A 23258-nucleotide genomic window follows, 5' to 3' on the forward strand; every position below is an offset into this window, starting at 1 on the left:
CCCACTTTTTCATTGTTTGCCCTTAGTTCATTCAAGCAAATTCAGACCACATTACGCTTCATGACGACGGTGACGTGTTGCACCGTAAAGAGATAATGCAGCCATCAAACTAACGCCGGCTAACGCAATAGCGCCTGTAGCTTCGTCTTCGCCTGTTTGTGGTAGTGAATGGTCGCCACTAGTAGAACCATTGCCAAACTGATTTCCATTGTTTGCGGTTGATCCATTCGTAACACCGGTTGCTGACAATTTACCCACACTGTTGGCACCGGTTGTTGAACCACTACCATTCGTGCCATTGCCATTCAGACCAGTCCCTTGGCTATTGTTACCATTACTGTTCGAACCGTTGCCATTATTAGTGCCATTGCTACCGTTGTGATTAGCGTCAGCGCCGGTACCTGTACCGTTAGTACCAGTCCCTTGGCCGTTGTTACCATTACCGTTCGAACCGTTGCCACTAGTAGAACCATTGCCACCGTTGTGATTAGCATCAGCGCCTGTACCCGTACCATTAGTACCAGTCCCTTGACCGTTGTCACCACTACCGTTCGAACCGTTGCTATTAGTACCGGAACCATTTGTACCATTCCCGTTACCATTGGCATTATTGCCACCGCTATTCGTACCACTACCATTGCCATTAGTATCAGGAAGTGCACCATTGTTAGCTTGAGTAGCCAGATCCTTAGCAAGATCGCGATCAGCTTCAGCACGACTTGCCGCATTTGCAGCATTGTTAGCATCAGCAATCGCAGCATCGGCGTACCGCTTAGCAGCTGCTGTGTACTTAGCAGCTTCATCAGCCTTGCCAGCTTCTTTAAAGACGCCAGCTAAGGACTGAGCAATTTTGGCTGAATTTGCATTGGTCGCGGCATCTGTTGCATAAGATGCAGCATTTGAACTAGCTGTCGATGCATCAGTATTCAAGTATGCGATTTGCTTATTATTCGGATCATTCTTTGCAATAGCGGCAGTGGATGCTGCTGCATCAGAGGCTAAGGCAGCGGACTTCTTAGCAGCTTCAGCGGCATTAGTTGCTGCACTTACATAATCTTGTCCTGCAACAGCATTGGTGGCAGCTTTAGTTGCGGCGTCATTAGCTGCACTGGCTGCAGCATTTGCAGCCTTGGCTGCATCATTAGCTGCTTGAGAAGCTGCAGATGCGTCACCCTTAGATGCTGCATCACTCGCTTTAGTGGCAGCATCTGCTGCGTTTGAGGCGGCATCACTCGCTTTAGCAGCATCACTATTGATGGCCGCATCGGAAGGGTTGTTCTTCGCATCATTTGCAGCATTCTTAGCGGCATCGCTTGCTTTCGCGGCATCGTTGGCGGCAGCTTTGGCAGCATTGTTAGCTGCCTCCTGAGCAGCTGTCTGTGCCGCATCACTTGCCGTCTTGGCATCACTAGCTGCTACATTCGCTGCATCACTAGCCTTGCTTGCATCGCCTGCTTTAGCTGCTTGTTCAGCAGTTTTGGCAGCATCAGCCGCATGACTGGCGGCATCGGAAGCAGTCTTGTTTGCGTCCGCAATCGTCTTGTCATTTGGATATTCATTTGCATATGAACCGGTTTGCTTAGCAGAATCAGCTGCATCTTTAGCAGACTTATTTGCAGCATCGGCAGAACCATTTGCGGCTGTGCTTGTGCCACTATTGCCTGCTGACGAAGCGGCCTTCGCGGCATCCTTTGCCGCATTAGCTGCTTTCACAGCATCGGCTTCAGCACGACTTGCTGCGTTTGAGGCGGCTGAGACATCGCCAGTCTTGGCAGCTGTATCAGCATCTTGTGCCGCTTTGGCAGCATCAGCGGCGGCATCGGAAGCAGTTTTGTTTGCATCCGCAATTGTCTTGTCGTTCGGATACTCATTTGCATATGAACCAGTTTGCTTAGCAGAATCAGCTGCATTCTTAGCAGACTTGCTTGCAGCATCAGCATAGTCATTTGCGGCTGTGCTTGTGCCACTATCGCCGGCTGACGAAGCGGCCTTCGCGGCATCCTTTGCCGCATTGGCTGCTTTCACAGCATCGGCTTCAGCACGACTTGCTGCGTTTGAGGCAGCTGAAACATCGCCGGTCTTGGCAGCTGTATCAGCGGCTTGTGCTGCTTTGGCAGCATCAGCCGCAGCAGCGGACGCATGCTTGAGCGCATCAGCAATAACTGCATTATCAGGGTACTTATTAGCGTAATCACTTGTCTGATTTGCTGAATCAGATGCCTGATTTGCAAAACTGTGGGCGTTAGCTGCGTAATCCTTAGCCGCGTTCAATGCAGCTTGAGAGGCCTTAGCTGCTGCCTTGGCCGCATCATTTGCTGCATTAGAAGCCCTTACAGCATCATCTGCTGCACGACTTGCCGCGTTCGACGCATCAGCAACGTTGCCACTCTTAGCAGCCACGTCAGCATCTTGAGCAGCTTTGGCGGCATCGGTCGCTGCGTCTGAAGCTTTCTTATACGCGGTTGAAACATCCGAATCTTGAGGATACTCATTCGCGTAGTTGGCAGCCTGTTTTGCTGAATCTGCTGCTTTATCTGCAGAACTATGAGCATCGGTTGCATAACCTTTTGCTGCGTTCGATACTGCTTCAGAAGCTTTGGCGGCTGCCTTGGCTGCATCATTTGCCGCATTAGAAGCCTTCAAAGCATCATCCGCTGCACGACTTGCTGCATCGGATGCTTCCGCCACATTGCCACTCTTGGCAGCTGTGTCAGCGGCTTGAGCAGCCTTGGCCGCATCAGCTGCAGCGTCAGATGCTTTCTTGGCAGCATTTGAAACAGCAGAATCGTCAGGATACTTGCTTGCATAATCATTAGCCTGAGTTGCTGAGTCGGAAGCATCATTCGCTGAACTGTGTGCATTATCCGCGTAACCTTTGGCCGCGTTCAATGCTGCTTCAGAAGCTTTGGCGGCTGCCTTGGCTGCATCGCTTGCAGCATTAGATGCCTTCACAGCATCAGCCGCGGCACGACTTGCTGCATCGGATGCTTCCGCCACATTGCCACTCTTGGCAGCTGTGTCAGCGGCTTGAGCAGCCTTGGCCGCATCAGCTGCAGCGTCAGATGCTTTCTTGGCAGCATTTGAAACAGCAGAATCGTCAGGATACTTGCTTGCATAATCATTAGCCTGAGTTGCTGAGTCGGAAGCATCATTCGCTGAACTGTGTGCATTATCCGCGTAACCTTTTGCAGCATTCAATGCTGCTTCAGAGGCTTTTGCGCCAGCCTTGGCCGCGTCGTTTGCGGCATTGGATGCTTTCAACGCATCGTCCGCGGCACGACTTGCTGCATCAGATGCGTCTGAAACATTACCACTCTTAGCTGCCTTGTCAGCTGCTTGAGCAGCTTTGGCGGCATCGGTCGCAGCATCAGAAGCTTTCTTGTAAGCAGTTGAAACAGCCGCATCATCAGGATACTTGTTGGCGTAATCGCTTGCCTGGCTTGCAGCGGCTGCGGCATCGTTTGCTGAACTATGCGCATCATCAGCATATTCTGTAGCTGCCTGAGAAGCTGCTTCAGAAGCTCGTTGTGCTGCTTTTGCTGCGTCGTTTGCAGCATTTGCTGCTTTCGCGGCAGCATTTGCTGCGCGTTTGGCCGCTTCAGAAGCACTAGCTGCATCATGGTTCTTGGCAGCACTGTCGGCATCTTTAGCTGCGTTTGCGGCATCGGTTGCAGCATCAGCTGCTTTCTTGGCAGCATTTGAAACAGCAGCATTGTCAGGATAATTATTTGCAAAGTCGCTTGCCTGACTCGCTGAATCAGAGGCTGCGTCAGCCGATTTGTGAGCATCGGATGCGGCATTGTTTGCCGCACGCGATGCAGCGTCACTCGCAGCCTTCACTGCAGCATTAGCTGCGTTTGAAGCGTCCGTGGCCGCTTTAGCAGCTGTCGAACTATCGCCATTACGAGCGGCATCACTCGCTTTGGCAGCAGCTGAACTTGCTGTGCTTGCTGCAGCGCTTGCGTTATTTGCATCGTTTTGGATATTGGCATCTGACGGATTATCAAAAGCATTTGAAGCGGCACTGGCAGCAGCATCACTCGCTTTGGCTGCGTCATCGGCTGCAGCTTTAGCGGCATTGCTTGCTGCACGTGATGCAGCATCACTAGCCGCGTCAGTCGCTGCCTTGGCAGCATTCGAAGCATCCGTGGCCGCTTTTGAAGCCGTAGAACTATCGCCTTTGCTTGCAGCGTCACTCGCCTTGGCAGCTGCTGTACTTGCCTGGCTTGCCGCGGCATTTGCCTTGTCCGCGTCACTTTGGATATTGGCATCAGACGGGTTGTTCGCAGCGTCACTCGCAGCCTTCTTGGCCGCATCGCTAGCTTTGGCTGCATCATCTGCCGCTGCTTTTGCTGCATTGTTCGCTGCGCGTGATGCAGCATCACTTGCGGCTTCATTCGCTGTCTTTGCAGCGTTTAAAGCGTCATTGGCTGCTTTGCCAGCCGTGGAACTGTCACCCTTGCTTGCTGCGTCACTTGCCTTGGCTGCTGCTGTACTTGCCTGGCTTGCTGCTGCATTTGCTTTGTCCGCGTCACTTTGGATATTGGCATCAGACGGGTTGTTCGCAGCGTCACTCGCAGCTTTCTTAGCTGCATCGCTAGCTTTGGCTGCATCATCTGCCGCTGCTTTTGCTGCATTGTTTGCTGCGCGTGATGCAGCGTCGTTTGCGGCTTCACCCGCTGTCTTGGCAGCGTTTGAAGCGTCAGTAGCTGCTTTTGACGCAGTTGCACTGTCGCCCTTGCTTGCTGCGTCACTTGCTTTAGCTGCCGCAGTGCTTGCTTGGTTTGCTGCTGCATTTGCTTTGTCCGCGTCACTTTGGATATTGGCATCGGATTTGTTGTTGGCCGCATCGCTCGCAGCTTTCTTGGCAGCGTCGCTTGCCTTGGCAGCATCATTTGCCGCTGCTTTGGCAGCATCACTGGCAGCTTTAGAAGCAGCCTGGCTTGCAGCTTCTGCAGCTTTAGCCGCTCTGTTAGCAGCATCGGAAGCAATGCGCGCATCACTTTCTGCTGTACTTGCGGCATTACTTGCTTTTGCAACATCCCCCGTTTTGGCAGCATCACTTGCAGCATCAGCTGCTTTTGCAGCGTCGGCAGCCGCTGAACTTGCTGTGCTTGCTGCAGTAGAGACAGTGCTATCAGAAGGGTACTTGTTGTGATTTGCTTCCGCCTGTTTTGCAGAATCAGATGCGGCATTGGCAGCTTTTCGAGCAGCATCAGCATAGATACCTGCCTGCGAATTAGAAGTGCTGCCGCCACTATCATTGCCGCCGTCACCGTATGCAGCAGCTGCCTTCGCAGCGTCACTGGCAGCTGCACTAGCTACCTGAGCAGCGTTGGCAGCCTCATAAGCCTTCTCAAGTGCGGTTGGCACATCACCACTCTTTGCGGCGTTTGCTGCATCACTTGCTGCAGTGGATGCAACAGCGGCGGCAGAGGTCGCAGTACTTGTGGCTTTAGAAATTGCAGCATCGGAAGGATATTGTTTTGCATAACCTTCTGCTTTAGTCGCAGAGGCCGCGGCTTGGTCAGCAGAATTCTTTGCCTGACCAGCCAATTCTTTTGCTCGCACCACATTAGCTTCACTTGTAGCCAAGCTTGCAGCATCGGAAGCATCTTTTGCAAATCCAGCAGCCTGATTAGCCGCGTCAGATGCTCCGGAAACGTTGCCGTTCTTTGCGGCGGTTGCGGCCGCTGTAGCAGCATCGGAAGCTTTAGCTGCAGCACTGCTTGCGGTATCCGCAGCATGAACAATCAGTGGATCGCTTGGATACTTATCTTTCGTTGATCCTGCCTGCTTAGCGGAGGTAGCAGCAGCATCTGCAGACTTCTTAGCTGCATCTGCAAATTTTCCGGCATCGGTAACGGCAGCACTGCTGTTCGCATCTGATGCTGCAGACGCTGCTTTTGCCGCTTCAGCCGCTGCATCAGATGCGGTTGCGGCCGCTTGGGAAGCAATAGCAGCCTGACTGAATGCAGTATGCGGATCGGTCTTTGAAGCGGCTTCATCAGCAGCCTTAGCTGCATCAGAAGCTACCTTGGCAGCGGCGTCTGCTTTGGCAGCAGCTGCGGAAACCTTCGCATCAGAAGGATACTTTTTGGCAAAATCATCTGCCTGACTTGCAGATGCCGAGGCTTGATTTGCAGAAGCTTTAGCATTGTCGGCATAGCCTCGCGCCTCATTGGCATTTGCCTGGCTATGGGCCGTGACAGCTGCATCAGAAGCAATTTTTGCGTCGCTCGCCGCGTCACTCGCTGCATTGGAAGCAGCAGATTCATTGCCATTCTTTGCTGCATCAGACGCTTGAGTTGCAGCATCAGACGCTTTAGCCGCTGCAGAAGAGGCAGTACTTGCAGCATTAGAAATCAAAGTGTCAGAAGGATACTTCTTAGCGTCAGTGCTTGCTTGGCTTGCTGAATCAGAGGCCGCATCTGCGGATTTCTTAGCATCACTCGCAAAGTCTTTTGCATCCGCTGCTGCGCCAATTGTCTTAGCTTTGTCCATGGCATCGGTCGCAACCTTGGCGGCGTCAGATGCATCTTTGGCTTCCTGCAAGGCTTTTGCAGCTTGTTCATTTGCTTTGGCAGCAAGTGACGATGCGTTACTTGCTGCTTTTGCTGCTTCGTTAGCGTACGAACCAGCAGCATCATAGTCGCCGGCTTTATTGGCCGCGTCTACTTGAGCAACTGCACTCTCAACCGCCTTATTTGCATCCGCAACCGAAGTGGCCAGTCCCTTAGCGCCCGCAGCGTCACTAGCTGCTGCTGATGCAAATCCTGCTGTCTTAGTGTTAGCAGCAGACGCTACACTATTGAGATCTGCTAGGTCCTTGTTATCTGGATGTCTTGATGCAGCACCAGAGGTATAGGCGTACGCAGAACTGGCAGCTGTACTTGCCGTGTTTGCAATATCAGCGGCGGAATTTGCCGTCACCGTTGCTTGGCTTGCTGAAGTGCTTGCTGTGGAAGCATCAGACGTTGGTTTCGTTGTGTCTGCAGCTGGGATAACCCGAATAAAGAAATACCCAGTAAAGGCTCCGACAAATTCTGTCGCACCGGTTGCCTGTGCAGCTTGAACGGTATAAACAACTGCATACGTACCCGGCTTGTTGTAGTCTTCAACACTGTTCCATACTGGAATATTGGCATCTGTCTCTGGACGGCCAACTTGCTTGGCAAGCTCTGTGCTGATCTTAGGTAAAGGCGTGATCGCCGCAAATGGCCCATGAAACTGGCCATCACCGACATCGGTAGTCTGCGAATAGTCAATGACACCTTCCGCTAAACTTGCACTGAGCATTACCCCATTACCTAATTCAAAGGTTACAAGTTGTTGACCTTGTGTTGCAGCACTGGCGACTGCATTATCAGGAAAGGCGCTCTTGAAAGCTGCGTCCCCCGCATGAATCGTCAAGTTGTTGGCAGTCATCAAAACAGACTTATCGCCATTTTGATCCATGGTCAGCGATTTGGGAAAATCACCGCTATCACTCGCGACAGACCCCGAAGCCAGCGTAACCGAGCTTGCGGCTGCTGGGTTTGCAGTTGCTGAACTTGCAGCTGCTGATGAAGCCGTCGCAGATGCCGGAGTCGTTGCTGTTTGCACCTGTGACGCCGTACTTTGTGTCTGCACATTGGTAGCAGCCGCTGAACTTGGTGCAGCCGCTTGTGCCTGGGAAGCTACCTGAACGCTTGCCTGAATTGCAGCATCATTAGCCTGACTCTGTTGGGCAACCGCACTTTGCGGCGCACGACTCTGCGCGCTGGAAGCTGCTGATTGTTGTGCAACAGATGATGTTGGCGTCGAAGTATTGCTGAGTGCCGCCGCTGCCGCAATGGACTGCTCAACATTCGAGTCCGCATGAACCGGCGCCGATTCAGAAATAGCGACGCCAGCACCGCCGGCTAAGAACGCAAGGATACTATAAGCAAATACCCAACGCTTCCCCGCCTTATACATTTTGAAGTTCGTATTTTTCTTTACGAGCTTCTGCTTTTTATTGAACTTTTCCATTTGCTCGCCCCACTTAATTAAAAAATTGGGACACCATTGACCACATTCTTGATTAAAAATGTGAAAACGATGTCGCATAAATCTGTGGTTCAGTGGCAAAATCGAGTCTCAAGTTCGATTTACCATTTTTTACAAAAGCTGCTGAAATACCGACTTAAGCCGGCCGACCACCATTAGTCTTACGTGAAGTTTTAAAATCCGAAAAGGGCTAGTCAGGTATTGGCGTTCTAGAATGACCAATATTGCTAGCATTTGGCGATCAGCAAGCCCACAGCAACCCACCCAAGAGCTGGTATACGTCAGACAGCTTGATGATTGCATTTGTGGTTTCGCTTAAAATTTGATGACAGGCAAGTCACTATTCATTTGCCTGTCATTACGATCACCTCCAGATATTATGCCTGTTATTTTGACACATTCACATGTTATAACATTTCTCATACCACCACAACTCCAATGTTATAAAAAGATTTTTTAGTATTTTGACAACGTGTTATTTACTTTAAAAAATATTGTCAAAAGTTGATAATGACAGCCTTTTTGTGGCTGTTTATGAGCCTTTTACGATTTTTTGAGTTCTCAAAGGTTCTTAAAAAGTCCATCAAAGCCACTATTTTATAATTATTAATATTTCAAAATCTAAAATATCAGAATCTTAACTGAATGTTATTTTTTCAACTTTTTGACTATCTGAAATTCTTGATGCATTCAATCTAGCTGCTTTCGAATTCTAGTTGCTTACTCATTCGCCTCAAATTTTAAGGTAAAAAAAGAGATGGTCATTGCCATCTCTTCCATACGTTAACAATTCAATTCTAAGGGTTCCTACATTTTGAAATTATAGTGCTTCTGCTGCCAACACTTTCGCACGCTTTTTCGCGGCGTAGTCGAACAGCGTCTGCCATTGTTCAAACGTATTATCGTCCGTAAAGCGCAACGCATTTTGATAAGCTTCCTCACTGAAGGCTGCCAGCTTGTCCTTATGCGTAAGCAAATCAATGATGGCGTCTGCCAAGCCATCAATATCGCCGTTTTTAGTCAGAATGCCGCTTTTACCATCTTCGAGAATGTCTGCCGGCCCATAGTGAATATTGTTTGCGATCATGGGTAATCCATGCGACTGAGCTTCGATTAAGGTTAGTGGAAAACCCTCAGCCCTTGATGGCAATAGCCCGACTTGAGCACGATTGTAAACCTCTGCGATGTTGCTGGTGTACCCTTTAAATAAAACACTATCTTCTAAGTGCATTTCTCTGACTAAGGCGCGCATCTTATCACCCACATCACCGTTAGCGTAACCCCACAATTCAAGCTTAGCATCAGGAATAACTTTGAGTACTTTTTCGAAGGCTTTAATTGAACTGTCCTGTTGCTTCTCTGGTGCTAGGCGGGCGACATGGACGACGAGATTATTTTCCCGTTGTGCAAACGGCACTTTATTGGCTTCAACATCCGCAGCCTTAACAAATGCAACCCTAATATTGAAGACTGGCGGCTTGGTTCCCCATCGTGCCTCTACGTCCTTTTTCTGCTGCGAAGATGGCGCAATAATACCGTCCCACTTATCAAGATTGTTCAGTGAGCTGGCATAGAAATTGTTCAATCGGTCATGCATGATATCTTTGTCATCAGCCAAATGGTTGTTGTGTAAATGCAGCACTTTAAATGCTGCCGTCTCCATATGTCGCAATCCCCAGCCAGTCTCCGTAGTCCGATCGCTAATAAACACATTGTACCCACCATCGACTTTATTCAGCTGATCGTAGAAAAACCGTGTCAAATCATGTAGGCCATCGAACAAATAGTCCACACCGTCAAAATCATCTAACTTGTACGAAAATTTCTCCTTGTTTGCCCGATTGAGATAATGGAGTTTTTCGATCTTAACGTTACCTTCCAAGTCTAGATAATGTTCTTGGAAGATATTACCGGCATTGTCAAAATACTGGTTCAGGCAAAGAAAGCCACGAGAATTCCACCAGCTCATCTTTGTCGTGCGACCGGTTGTATCAAAATATTGAACATTACTGATTTCTCGTGGATTGACGGCGCCTTGACGCAAATAGGCAATCCGATAGAGTTTATTGTCTTTTAAATACGTGATTTTGTTGTCTTCGGCTTTCTGCGTGATGTCATCCCCAACGGCAATGACATCATCAACCGTGGTTACGGTTTTTTCGACATGTGTGGTGCCGCAAAAATAATCGAACAGATTCACAAAATGATCGTCGCTGATCTTGGCATCAGTGGTCACATCATGCAGATTCATGGCAAAAACTCGCGTCACGATTTTCGCCGGAACTTGATGCTGATTGAATAAGTTCAGTCGCTGAATTTCTGCGCCTTCAATGCCTGATTTAGCAAACTGCATGTTCTCATTTAAAAAATAATACATAACCCAACCTCCATTACAGACCTAAGACTTGCTGCCACTGCTTGTAGACATCTGCTTCATCCAAACGTCGACCGACATTTTCCAATGCTTTTTCACCAAAAGCCGCGCGCTTTTCCGGATGTTGCAATAAATCAACAATGAGCTTTGCCATGATTGCCAAATCATTTTGCGGAACCAAATACCCGTCTTCTTTGTTGGCAATTTCATCGCTTGGGCCGTAATGGAACCGATAGCTGATAACCGGAAGGCCATGCGTCTGTGCTTCCAAGATTGCCAGCGGCCCACCGTCAGTTGCCGCAGTATTCAATAGCATGGCGTACTGCTCATACCGCTTATCCAAGTCTGTCACGTAGTCTTTAAAGTGAACCTGCTTATCAAGTTTCAAATCTTTGGCTAATGCTTCAAGCTTCTTTTGGTAATCAGCATCCCCATAACCGTACAGGTCCAATTCAACGCCAGGAATCTTATTGTTGACCAAACCCAGCGCCCGGATCATCTGGTCAAGCTGCCGTTCTTCAGCAATTCGGCCGACGTACATTAACTTTTTATTGTCGACAGCAGTTGTAGCTTCAGTAGGTTTTTGCGGTAACGCCTTGGGATCGACTGTGACTGCTGGAATAGCTGTCACTTTTGCTGCCGGGAACCGCTTTACGATAGCATCACGTTGACTTGGTGTTTGAACGATGAAACCATCGATCTTGGCTGGATCGGCAAAAGCGGGTTTCAAATAACCATCTACGGGATCCGTTTGTGGATTGCCGTTATTCACGACATGATTAATCGGAATGTAAATGAACTTTTTAGCCGCCTGCTGCATATTCCTTAATGGCAAAACGCCAACACCCGGTCGGTCGCTGATAAAGATGGTTTCACCTGGATCTGCATCTGCCAGTTCATCAAGAAAATAGGTAAACAAGCCGTCCAGATCATCAAATTCCCGATTATCAAGAATTGTCTTGCCTTTCAAAACAACCCGAGTGAGCTGCATTTGATCGGCCTGATTACCGGCATAATAGGTTTCAATGACCGGCTTGCCATCCAAATCATAATAGCGCTCAAATGTCAGCAGCCCGTCACGGCCAAAATATTGCGTAGCAGACCGAAAGCCGCGTGCATCCCATAAATCGCGTTCGACTTCATTGCCTTGATCATCCAAATAATTCTGGTAAAAAACGTGCCCAAAGGTTTCCGGTATGTACCCTACTTGCCGACGAAGCCGATCGCCATCAGTCACTTGACTCTGATTAGCATCAACTGATACCTCGTCAAGTGTTGGCAGATTCATTTCATCGTTTAGCACCGTTTTTTCCGGCATATCACTAGGAATGTGCTGAAAATAATCAAACATGTTCAACACATCCGTTTGCGCGATCTTCATTTTTCCCAACGTTCGCACGCTTAGCCGATCAAAATTCCGGGTCAAAATGACAGCCGGTTGGTTGAATCGCTTGAACAATGCCAAGCGTTTGGCCGCCGCGTGTTCAACACTCGAATTCTTTTGTAATAAATACTCATCCAAGAAAAAAATCATTTTTCTCCTCCACCATCCCAAATCAATATTGGCAAAGCATCATCTGCTCAACAACCTGCGATCATCACCTGCTGATCTGTATTTCGAAGTTGAACATGGCTATATAACAACAGCTATTCTCATATAGCGCAAGCTTAATATAACATACCCATCCTGATGACAAAATTATGAAGACTCGATATTATAAATAAATTTGTCATCAAGTCGTTTGAAAAACCGCCACGTCGATCTCTAGACTACTTTTGTGGCGTATCTGTCGGGAACTTAATCCCAACCATTTGGCGCAAATGATACACCACATTGTTGACATCTTCTGCTAACTGCAACCATTCCCGATACTTTTTACGATTTTCCGACGTATACGGGTGTTCCAGCACTTCAGTAAAAGCCAATAACTCGCCAGTAAAGTGATACATATAATCGGCTGACATCAGCGGCGTCACCTTCTTTTGGGCATCATAATGCTGAACCAGATGCATTTCGGTTAAATCATCAACCTGAATCAGTTCATGGTGGCCATTAACTTCCGTGGGCATATATGAATCCGTGGTAAACCCAAAGTGAAGCGTCACATAAAAATGGTCATATTGCAGGAAAGCTACTCCGGTACCGTCAACACCGGTTTCAACAGCAGTCGCAAAGTATGTTGCCGAGGTTGGCCGGCCAAATAGCTTTAAAGCCACATAGATGGCATAAACGCCTTTTTGCTGCAACGCGCCGCCAAAGGAAGCCAAGGTAAAGCCTTCAGGTTGCGCTCCTTCCAAAATGGCGTCATATTCCGGTTGTTCCCGCATTGAAACCAAAGTAGCCCCTTGAATCATGGTCATTTTGCCAACCGCAGCTTCAATATTTTTAAAGTTTGGCATGTGAATCGGATAAGCCCCTTCAAAAAATAAAGCTCGGGGATGATCGGTCAACAACTGTTCCACCTCGGCAAACTCAGTGGGATTTGTCAAAGCTGGCGGCTGCACAATGACATGCTTATCAGCCTGAATTGCCTGCTTAATATGGCTAAAATGATCGCCATTAGGAGAGGCAATGAAAACTGTGTCAAAATTGCCGTTTTTAAAAAAATCAGCAATGTCAAAAAAGGTCTGATTCGTGCCATATTTTTGGGCATACTGATCTGCTTGATCAACATCACTGGCATACAAAGCGCCGAGTTCCCATTTGTTCGTCACACTTGCCGCCTGCACGAAATCGTCAGTTGCCTGGTTCGTGCCAATAAGACCGTAATGTATCATTTGAATTCTCCTCCAAAAACACGTCGTATAGGCGTACAGCATAACCTAAAGATAACGTTTAATAAAGCTATTATATTCGGCATTTTATAATGAGTGTCAAGTGTTCGATATGCACCTCCTGATCATTTGATTCATAAATGAGGCTGCCGCACCAACCAGATAAATTGTTGAGCCTATCAACTAAAGCTCATATGTTAATAGACAATGAAATATTTATTGATAGTCCAATATCAAGATTTCGATGCCTAATTTTACCGTCCTTGTACAGACTTGTGCTACCATTTATACCAACAACAACAGGAGGTATTTAATCACATGAAAGCATACAGCTCTCCCTGGTTTTGGTGGTACTTTGTCCAGGGACTTATATTAACAGCCGGTTATTTACTAGCGGCCCAAGGCGCACAGTTCTGGTTATGGGCGCTTGTCTTAACCATTATCGAAGGTGGCTTGTTACTGGTCAGCGCCATTTCGGCACCCAAGCATTGGATCAGTCGCTTATTCAAGCTGCTAGCCGTTTTGATTCAGCTTATTGTGTATCCGCTTATTGTTTTCTACAGCGGTCAGCAATTCTTGCGTGTTTTGCCAGGCAATTTAAGTTTGATTCTGATAACGGTGCTGATTTTACTGGCTCATGTTCCATTTGCAAAAGTTCTATTCACGCCGGACCAGCACTATTTGACGCGGGTTATCACAACACTGGTGGTTGCGTTTATGGTGATTTACGCAGGAACCACTTTTACTGAAGGTTTGACTAAATCGGCGTTTGCTTCGCCTCTTTGGAGCTTTGCCGAAGCAGGCGTTTTGGCGGCAATTGTTTCAGTGCTAGTCGGCGCTATCGCCATGCGTCAGTGGGGGCTACCGCTCCCTAGCTGGCGTTTCAACCCGAATATGCAAGCCGGGGTCTTGATTGTTCTGGTTGTCTTTATTATTTACTTTACGCTCTGGAATGCTTTTAGCACGAATGATTCGTTTCAAAGCCTGTTCATCTGGTCTTGGCATTCAAATCCCCTAACCTTTAACTGGTTTGCTCAAGGACTTGAACCGGGTATTGCTGAGGAATGGGAGTACCGTTATATGGTCTTAACTTTGCTGCTAGTCTGGTTAGGCCGGCATCGGTTGGCATTATCGGGCAGCATCTTCATAAGTGGTCTGTTGTTCGGTGCTTCCCACCTGATCAATGTTTTGGGGGAACAAAATTGGTTTGATACACTTTCGCAGATTCAGTTTGCCGTTGTCTTCGGCTGGTTTATCGCCGCCGTTTATCTTTACGTTGGTTCCTTTAGCATCCCGATGCTTGTCCACGCGGCGGTCGATATTCTTAGCATGGTCGTCAGCAACACTGAGGCTTCAATCACCGGATCAATAACGGTCTATTTATTCCAAACTATTGTGGAAGTCGTCATGATTGGGTTGACTGTTTGGTTATTGACTGGGCGACGTCGCCAAACCATGCAATGGACACTGGATCGGATTATGCCGAAACAGAGCTCACTAGCCATTTGAACCCAATGTTAAACGCCGACATACCTTCCACAATAAACGTGTGAAAAGTATGCCGGCGTTTTTATGTCGTCATCATCAAAAGCCGCTATGGCAAACTAATCATCTAACGGGCCTTTCCCAAGGTACGCGTTTAACATCCAAATGTTTTTGTCCGTTTCTTCTTTGTACCCGTTGATCATGTCTTGAGTTGGAAAGTCGCGCTCTTGATCGGTGATTTCAATGGCTTTCTGATACTGGTCAGCCAAATACTTAAACTGCTTAACGAGACGTTGCATTAACTCCACCAGCGTGTACTGGCCAAACGCCACCTTTTCATCAGGCAACCCAGTATGTTCGATAAACTCATGGGTGGTCGCATACGGTGAGCCGCCTAAAGCAATGAGCCGCTCTGCAATTGCATCCAACGCTTCGGCTAGTTGATCTTTGTAATCATCCATCAATGGGTGAAGACGAAAGAAGTTATGCCCGCGCATATACCAGTGAATCTGTTGCACATTTGTTTGAAGCTGCATCAAATCCGCAATCAATTGGTTAAGCTGGTCAATGGTTTGCGGGTACTTAACATCAGACATCAATCATTCCTCCTTGTGTTTGGCACATGGTTTGCAACAACAACTTCATTATGGCACAGAGGAATTGTGAGGTTCTAGCAAAAAGCTCGGAACAACCCACATCAACTATCAATCAGTCTTTTCCAGAACAATAAAATCATTTTCGGAAAAATTTATTCAATACATTTGATCCTAACCATCAACTAAAAATCAATGCGAAGTGCTGCTACAGCAAAATGTTTGACTTGATTTCGCCACTATGGCATCAATAAATAAAGATGTTTATTAGCAATCTTAAAGCTGAGGAGCGGAGTATTTTGAAAAAATGGAGTTGGGTGACAATCGGAACCCTTGTAAGTGTGGCGGTGCTTGGCATCGGCGGGTGGTGGCTAATTGACCACTATCATTATCAGCAACTGGTTGATCAACCTGCCGACGTCAAAAAGTGGCAGGCGGATCCGCGTCCACTGCAGTCTGAAAGTGAAGCACAAAAACGAATTACCGAAATTCGGCAACCGTCGTCTGGTGTGCACCTGGCAAAGAAGACGAAGATGGCGGTGATCCCGGGGTTGCGAGGCGCGTGGTCAATCGACAACAAAACCCGGCAAGCGGCCTTTGGAACTAACTGGGTGCCACAAGGGGTTACTCAGTCTAAAAAAGCGCTCTATGTCAGCATGTATGATGGTGATCATCGGTTAAATTCCATTATTATCGAAATTGATGCCAAAACCGGTCGTTACAATAAGACACTTATTTTGCGCTCCAAGGCGCATGTCGGCGGCATTACTTACGATCTCGACAAGCAGCGTTTGCTTTGGTCGGATGATAATTCGAAAGCAGGCGGTGCCGGGATCAGTTATGCCGCGCAACGCGAAATTGACGCCTATCAGCCGCAAGTCAACCAGGCACCGCTGGCCTCGACGCGGATTCCATTCCACCTGGCTAACCGCACCTCGGCCATGACCCTTTACAACCATCAATTGGTCTTGGTGAAATACGGTAAAAAGACCACCGGCCGCTCGCTGATTGCCTTGCCATTAAATGACGAGAACCTGCCAAATGCGATCACGCAAAAACAGTTTGACAAGATCGTCACCGACCTCGCCCCGCAGACGCAACATAAAAGCACGACCCAAATGTTAGACATTCTTTTCAAAACCCTCATCAAAAAGAAAATCATCAACTCTTACAATCCGGCGTGGGATCGGCTGCAAGGCGTTGCCATTGCCAAGGATGGCGTGACGTTGTTTAGCCAGTCAAACGGCAGTGCGCCAGGCAAAATCTGGATCCGCATGGCCGTGAATAAAGGGTGGGAAAAGTTAGATTTTAAATCCCCAAAAGCTGGCGATAAAATGATCAATGTCCCGAACTCAGTTGAGGAAATCAGCTTTAACCCTAATCAAAATGAGTTGCTCCTTATCTTCGAAAGTGGCGCAAAGGCTTATCGTGAAGAAGGCTGGTTCTTCCATCGGCCGCATTACATGGATCGGATCATGTACTTGCCTTTAACCGTTTAGAGCATTTTGCCTGAACATTAGTGATTGGAAATCATAAAACAGCCGTAACCTACTCGTCAGTTCAATGACTGCGAGAGGTTACGGTTGTTTATTTTTAAGTCGGATAATTTTAGCGGTAGCATCTGCGTCACGGAAAACGATCGGCGAACAAAAACACAACGATCCTAAGATCATTGTGCCTGATCAACTATCCACCGCCTAACTTGATGTCTCACGTTTACCGCTCACGCAGGATCAACCTATACATAACTTGATCACCACCAACTTGGCTTGATTGTCTTGAGGTGGCAGTAATCGGATAATGCCGCGCGTCAAATAGTTTTCCTATGGATAGCGTTCTAAAGCGGACCAATATGTTAACTCGGTAAGTCGTTTGGCTTTCTTTTTGAAAGCGTTTACGATAATATTCAAGCTATACATAACGCTCTATGGACAAAGCCATAAATGAAGAACATGAATGTTTCGTTAAACGACTCGCCGCGGAGGCTTTGGTTTCGGATGGCGTGCAGTTGCCGCTAAGGGAAATTATTGCGATTCTCCCTTTGCCAGCCAATTTTCTGTCCGGGAAAATGCTGGCACTAACTGCGACTGCCAACTATCTGTTGCCGAATACCTCTTTAAGCTTTGTCCGTTATCACGAAGACGAATCTATTTATTCGCAATCGGTACATCAAGTTATCGTGACGAAATTATATCATGGTAACGCGGAAAAGTTGCCGAAGATGCTTGCCGGACCCGGCTATGCATTTATACCGCTATCTGCGCCTGATCATCGCAGTGTCATTTGGGTTGCTTCCCATCACCTAGTTGACCATGCCATTCAGCGTCGCGGAGGCAAGCAGATCATTACCGTCAAATTTTGCGGGAATATGAAAATGACTTTACCGACAACTTATCATGCCGCGCATTTTTCGGAAATTTTGGCAGGTAGTCGGCTTTTGATGGATGTGACGGAACAACTGGCCCGGATCAGTGCAGGCCACGCACCGTTAGCTGACGATCCGCAGCATGAACACACAGTGCTGGTGGATCATCAGACTGCCAAGATATTGATGCATCACGTCAATGGGCGGCTTTGGCAACAAGGCGCTAAGCAGGCTGTGGGGGAAGATAGGTATATGTTGCAGTCGGTTAAGGAAAAAGGGCGCAATCCAGACGGCGTTTAGTTTTGCCTGTGCCTATCTAATTTGAATATAGTCTATTACAAATTTGCAAATTTTATTTAGTTGAAAAAGTGGTTAATGAATAATGCGATTGTTTATCAGCCGCCTTTCCGAGTTAAGTCAGCTCTAGCTTAAACATCGGCAAATAAGGTACTATTGTCATAGAAGTATCAACGCAGAACTACAACAACTTTCAATGATAAATGGCTGGCTAACAACGTTGATAACGGTCACCTGCCGGAATCAACGCACAAGACTGACGGAGGATTGATGATGATTAAACTAATCGCAACCGACATGGATGGTACTTTCTTGCGGAATGACATGAGCTACGATCGCAACTGGTTCGACCGACTCTATCACCAGCTGCAAGCACACCACATTTATTGGGTCATCGCAAGCGGCAACCAGTACTTTCAGTTACGGTCTTTCTTTGAAGACTATCCCGAAACCATTTTTGTCGCGGAAAATGGGGCCTACATTCGCGACGCCAACCACATCTATGCCCTGAATGCCTTTGCTCCCTCGATTATCCATCCGATCCTAACCCACCTTGAACAGATTCCTGATTTAAAAGTCTCCGTCAGTGGTCAAGCCGGCGCCTACACACTGGACACCATGGATCCAAATCATTTGGCGATCATGCGAAAATATTATCCTAAGCTGACGTTACTACATGACTACCATGAACTCGACGACAAAATCCTTAAGTTCTCCATCGGCTGTCCCCCAGAGCGTACAGATGCGATTGTTGCTGAATTGCGCAGTGCGCTGGCTGGCGTTGCGACTCCGACTAGCAGCGGTCACGGCGACATTGATTTGATTCGTCCTAACGTGAACAAAGCGCAAGGGCTTGCGCTGCTTGGGCAAAAGCTTGGAATCGACTTGTCCGAAATGTGTGCCTTCGGTGACGGCGGTAATGACTTGGAGATGCTGCAGGAAGTCGGCTTAGGTGTGGCCATGGCCAATGCCGATCCGCGCGTGACCGCTGTCGCTGATGCCACGACGACAAGTAACGAAGAACAGGGTGTTTTGAAGTTTATGGAAACACTGATAACAACCGATCAACGGCATGCCGTCAAAGGTCGCTGAACATCAACGCAACGCTTGCGATAAAGCTATCATTAAGTGAAAGACACCGCGAAAAGGGCGCTAGTTTTCCTAAGTCGAAAACTAGCGCCCTTAATAGTTGATCTGCCTGATTGGGACCAAGTCTCAGTTTTAACCTTTAGTAGCCAGATCCTTGTTGATCACGATGCTCTGATACATCCAAGTGGTGATCAGATAGTATAAACCGTAAAGTACGATGAATACGCCGAACGGCACGATTAGGTTGTCATAAGGTGCCTGCAGAATCATTTTGAACAATTGTAATCCGAACAAAACGTGGATCATGCCGACGATGCCTGGCAGAAGGAAAAGCACGCCGATTTCCTGCCGAATGGAACGACGTAGCACTTGGGGACGTGCGCCGATTTTCTGCAACATCAGGTAGCGGCGCTTGTCGTAGTTAGCGCCGGATAAAATCTTAAACATCAAGGTCGAAGCCAACATTGCCAAGAACGACAGCCCTAAGAAGAAGCCCATAAAGGCAAGTCCGGAGTACATCCCGTTAAGAATGGAGTATGACTCGAATTTTTGATCAGTATCACTGCCCCACAGTTTAGGATACTGTTTGTTTTGCAAGTTTATAATCTTTTCAATGGTGTCATAATTTTGGTTGAAGTTCTTAACTCTAAAGGTCGTCAATGTTTCGGCATTCCCGAGTTTGGCAAAGGTCGCGTCATCTGCAACCCGCATTTGTTTTCCGCGGTTATCACCAATAAAGATCCCAATAGCGCCTGAGTATTGCGTGGCGATTTTGTTAAAGTTGCGGCTTGTCAACGTCACCGAGCGCAACTTGCCATTCCTACTCTGGTCACGGATCTGGACCTTCAACGGATGGGCGTCAAGTGCACGCTGGCTAATATAAACCGTTTTGGCATCTGACTTGAGTGTATACTGCTGCTTCTCCGTGACGCCTTGCAACTTTTTGATCTCAGCTTGCGTTTGGGCATTTGGTGATACAACCGTCAAATCATAAGCAGTGTACTGGCTGGCCAGCACGGGAATATCATGGGTAAACCCTAGTCCAACAGTGATCGCCCCTAATGCCAAGGCTACCAAAATGGACACGACGGACAGGATCCGTGTATAGTCGCGAATCCGAAAACTCAATTGCGACAATGTAAAAGTATGCAGCTGCTTGGAAGCAAAAGAATGGTTGCGCTTCAACAAGGCAATTAAGGCCACAAAGACCGCATTGAATAAGAAATATGTCCCCATCACAATGGTGACTAAAGCAGTCGGGATGGCTTTTATCCCGATATGAGTCGCATTACCCATGCAGTAATATCCAACCGCCAGTAAAATTAAGCCTAATACAATTTGCAACGCGAAAAAGATTTTTTTCTGTTTAACCCGATTCGGCGTTTGCGCTTGTCGTAATAGCCGCATCATCGGCATTTTTAGCAACTTAGCCGTATTGTAAATCGCCGATAAAATGAACAAGACAACGAAGAATCCGAACGTCCATAAAATCGCCGGTACCCAGATAGCGGAGAAGCCGGTTGCTTGGGCGTGCAGGGCATTAATCAACCATTTACCAATAAAGTTGGTGCCGACTAACCCAATCAAAACGCCCGCAAACGTTGCGAAAATCCCAATCGCAACTGTTTCAAGAAAAATGAGCTGTCCGATCTTCCGCCCTTTTGCTCCGAGCATCATAAACATCGCATAATCGCGTTGCCGCATACTCAGCAGGAAACTGTTGGCGTAAACAATATAGACAAACGTAATGATTGCCAGCAGTACTGCCCCAAAGCCAAAAATAAACGGCGTGTAGCTAATCGGCGAATTTTGTTTTAAGAAGCTGGTGTTCGTTGCCAGCGCCATGAACATATAAAAGACAGCACTGGCAATCACCAGGCCAGAAAATAACACCGCATAGTCGCGGAAGCGGTTCTTTAAGCCGCCAAGTGCAAGTTTGCTTAACATAGATGCCGCTCCTTATTTTTGAAATGTGCCAAGTGTTTCCAGGATTTCCTGATAGAACGCTTCTTGGCTCTTATCCCCATGTACCAACTCAGATCCGATTTGACCGTCTTTAATGAAAAGAATCCGACTTGCATAACTAGCGGAAAATGGATCGTGCGTCACGAGTAAAATCGAAACCCCGTGATTCTTATTTAAATCATCCATCGTATCCAGCAACTCGCGCGCTGCTTTGGAGTCCAAGGCGCCAGTCGGTTCATCCCCAAACAAAATGTCCGGTTGTTGAACCAAGGCCCGTGCCGCGGCCACCCGCTGTTTTTGGCCGCCGGATAACTCGGTCGGATAATGATCCAACACCGCGGCAATACCTAGCGTTGCCGCGATTTGATCAACCGCTGCCTGTTGCTTTTTGGCACTGACATTCTGTAGCGCCAGCGGTAAGGCAATATTTTCCCGGCCTGTCAGGTTCTCCAATAAATTGAAGTCCTGGAAAATGAAGCCGATTTTCTTGGCCCGAAAATCCGAAAGTGCATTGCCTTTTAACTTGGTCACATCTTCGCCTTTAATGCGAACAGCACCAGAAGTTGGGCGATCAAGCGTACTGAGAATGTTCAACAAAGTCGTCTTCCCTGAGCCAGACGCCCCCATGATGCCAACAAATTCACCAGGTTCAACCTGGAAACTAACGCCTTTCAATGCTGGCGTCTGCTTTTCACCGCGTTTGCCATAGGTTTTGGTCACATTTTCAACCGTTACAACTGGTTGTTTGTCCATGATAATCCTCCATTTGCGTGTTTGCTTTTTTGAATAATGTCATCATACCGGCTCTAGACCGGCATTTCCTGATAATGGGCTAACAAACAACCTTTTCAAGCTAACGTCTTTGTAAGCCACTTTAACTTTTCTTTACTTCTGATTTTGTCCGTACCTGTGTTCATTTTGATTGCTTCGAAAACCGGCTTCGATGTGGTGCAGGTGGTTGTGTCCAAATGAGCATATCGCGGCAAAAGAAAAACAAGGCCTTGATTTTTTAGAATCCCATCAATCGAAACCTTGTCACTCACGAATACTTGCGATTAACCAAAGTGCGGTCGCTTAATTTAATTTTTCTCTTGCCGCTTTTGGCACATCCTTAGAAGGCACACTTTGCCAGCGGGTCACGCCACGATTTTTGTTGTAAGTCATCTTTAGATACGCATTCATCTTCAAAGGCCGGTCACGATAAACTTTAAACTTGAGTTGCTTGGCTTGACCCTTTTCATCATAACCGGTCAGCTTATAGTCATACTGCTTGTTGCCTTCACTATCATTTGATTCTTTACCTTTTTCCGTAATCTTCGTATAGTAGCTCGGACCGCCGTAGCTGAAATGTTGATAAGCTTTCATGGCACCGAATCCCAGCACCATCAGGACAACCAATCCTATTAGCATTTTTTTCAATGTCGTTTCGCCCCTTTTTTAATTTCCAGCCGCCAGCTATTCAAAGAGATGCTTGTTTCCATAGCTGCCAAGCTTTCAGATAGTTTATCAAGTGGGCGTTTATGTTGGAAATAGAATTGTCTAACAAATCACAAGGCGTAACTAACGGGTTTGTAAGCAAGTTCACTTTTACGACTTTTCGACAGGAAAAAAATCCGTGCAGATCAATAGCGCGGCGCACCAGCGGGCATATGCTGACCACTTGAATGCTAATTGACCGTCAACAAAGCACAGCTAACCTTCACTCACTCGTCGTGCAAAACTATCTGGCTGGCACTTGCTTCCAAGCTAGCCAAGACGTCTTGCTGTTCGATGAAAGCAATCCAAGCCTGCCGCGAATCTTGATCCTCTTCTTTAATGTAGCGTTTCAAGTTGCAATAAGCGCTGCACACAAACCGCTCCACCATCGCCTCAACAGCCTTTTCTTCTATCACGGGATCTCGCTGGTCCGCCGCGCATCCCTGCGCGTGCTTCAGCCGCTGGTAGACAACCGCGCGCCGCCGAAAATCACGCACAGCATGGCAATGGGACATCACATATTCTTTAAATGTATCATGATTCAAACTTCCGCCTTCTTTGGTTAATTGAGAGACCTAACTTGTTATCATTTTAACATGGTCTTTGTTAATTACGAATATGAAGAGGATGGCGGATTTTTGTTTGTGATTGTCACGCTATAGGGAACGTTTTACGGCAGTGCATGAGGCAAATGATTCATGATCTCATTGTAGTATCTCACACTGAAAGACACCTCCATAATGACATTAAACACATAAAAGCGTGAACTGATGAATGTCATAACGAAGATAACTCTCATAAATATCTC

The 23258-nt window shown here is 47.4% G+C and carries 13 protein-coding genes; 4 read left to right on the top strand and 9 right to left on the bottom strand.

The annotated features are described in order from the left end of the window. Positions 1 to 51: 51 nt before the first annotated feature. The 4 genes from LHUE1_RS02700 to LHUE1_RS02715 all read right to left on the bottom strand — a co-directional run bounded on the left by LHUE1_RS02700 (position 52) and on the right by LHUE1_RS02715 (position 13183). Positions 52 to 8013 carry a Ser-Ala-175 repeat protein gene (locus tag LHUE1_RS02700; RefSeq protein WP_277848225.1) on the bottom strand — a complete coding sequence of 2654 codons (7962 nt, stop codon included), beginning with the start codon at positions 8011 to 8013 and terminating at the stop codon, positions 52 to 54. An 838-nt stretch (positions 8014 to 8851) separates the two neighbouring features. Further along, positions 8852 to 10408 (bottom strand): glycosyltransferase family 4 protein, encoded by a 1557-nt coding sequence (locus tag LHUE1_RS02705; protein WP_049170227.1) that lies wholly within the window; start codon positions 10406 to 10408, stop codon positions 8852 to 8854. Positions 10409 to 10421: 13 nt separating this feature from the next. Then, complete coding sequence (locus tag LHUE1_RS02710) at positions 10422 to 11939, bottom strand: glycosyltransferase (protein ID WP_049170229.1); 1518 nt, start codon at positions 11937 to 11939, stop codon at positions 10422 to 10424. A gap of 236 nt (positions 11940 to 12175) precedes the next feature. Continuing rightward, positions 12176 to 13183 (bottom strand): Gfo/Idh/MocA family protein, encoded by a 1008-nt coding sequence (locus tag LHUE1_RS02715; RefSeq protein ID WP_049170230.1) that lies wholly within the window; start codon positions 13181 to 13183, stop codon positions 12176 to 12178. A 315-nt stretch (positions 13184 to 13498) separates the two neighbouring features. Between LHUE1_RS02715 and LHUE1_RS02720 the strand changes: the two genes are divergently transcribed. Then, entirely contained in the window at positions 13499 to 14689 is a 1191-nt protein-coding gene (locus tag LHUE1_RS02720) for a CPBP family glutamic-type intramembrane protease (protein ID WP_049170232.1), read from the top strand. A 95-nt stretch (positions 14690 to 14784) separates the two neighbouring features. Here LHUE1_RS02720 and LHUE1_RS02725 read toward each other — a convergent pair whose 3' ends face one another. Next, a complete protein-coding gene (locus LHUE1_RS02725; RefSeq protein WP_025012590.1) occupies positions 14785 to 15261 on the bottom strand; it encodes a Dps family protein in 477 nt (158 codons plus the stop codon). Positions 15262 to 15554: 293 nt separating this feature from the next. Between LHUE1_RS02725 and LHUE1_RS02730 the strand changes: the two genes are divergently transcribed. The 3 genes from LHUE1_RS02730 (at position 15555) to LHUE1_RS02740 (ending at position 19012) form a co-directional block, all read left to right on the top strand. Further along, positions 15555 to 16757 (top strand): YncE family protein, encoded by a 1203-nt coding sequence (locus tag LHUE1_RS02730; RefSeq protein ID WP_049170319.1) that lies wholly within the window; start codon positions 15555 to 15557, stop codon positions 16755 to 16757. A gap of 428 nt (positions 16758 to 17185) precedes the next feature. Continuing rightward, positions 17186 to 17923: a hypothetical protein gene (locus LHUE1_RS02735; RefSeq protein WP_049170234.1), complete on the top strand. Its 738-nt coding sequence runs from the start codon at positions 17186 to 17188 to the stop codon at positions 17921 to 17923. Positions 17924 to 18193: 270 nt separating this feature from the next. Beyond that, a complete protein-coding gene (locus LHUE1_RS02740) occupies positions 18194 to 19012 on the top strand; it encodes a Cof-type HAD-IIB family hydrolase (protein ID WP_049170237.1) in 819 nt (272 codons plus the stop codon). Between the two features lie 129 nt (positions 19013 to 19141). Here LHUE1_RS02740 and LHUE1_RS02745 read toward each other — a convergent pair whose 3' ends face one another. The 4 genes from LHUE1_RS02745 to LHUE1_RS02760 form a co-directional block, all read right to left on the bottom strand. Next, positions 19142 to 20956, bottom strand: a complete 1815-nt coding sequence (locus LHUE1_RS02745) for an FtsX-like permease family protein (RefSeq protein WP_277848226.1) — start codon at positions 20954 to 20956, stop codon at positions 19142 to 19144. A 12-nt stretch (positions 20957 to 20968) separates the two neighbouring features. Then, positions 20969 to 21727, bottom strand: a complete 759-nt coding sequence (locus LHUE1_RS02750; protein WP_049170238.1) for an ABC transporter ATP-binding protein — start codon at positions 21725 to 21727, stop codon at positions 20969 to 20971. Between the two features lie 321 nt (positions 21728 to 22048). Continuing rightward, a complete protein-coding gene (locus tag LHUE1_RS02755) occupies positions 22049 to 22393 on the bottom strand; it encodes a YxeA family protein (protein WP_049170242.1) in 345 nt (114 codons plus the stop codon). Between the two features lie 284 nt (positions 22394 to 22677). Then, the gene (locus LHUE1_RS02760) at positions 22678 to 22995 is read right to left on the bottom strand and encodes a hypothetical protein (RefSeq protein ID WP_049170244.1); all 318 of its coding nucleotides are present in this window, start codon (positions 22993 to 22995) and stop codon (positions 22678 to 22680) included. Positions 22996 to 23258 lie beyond the last annotated feature (263 nt).

This window comes from Lacticaseibacillus huelsenbergensis, from assembly GCF_029726355.1.
GTDB lineage: Bacteria > Bacillota > Bacilli > Lactobacillales > Lactobacillaceae > Lacticaseibacillus > Lacticaseibacillus casei.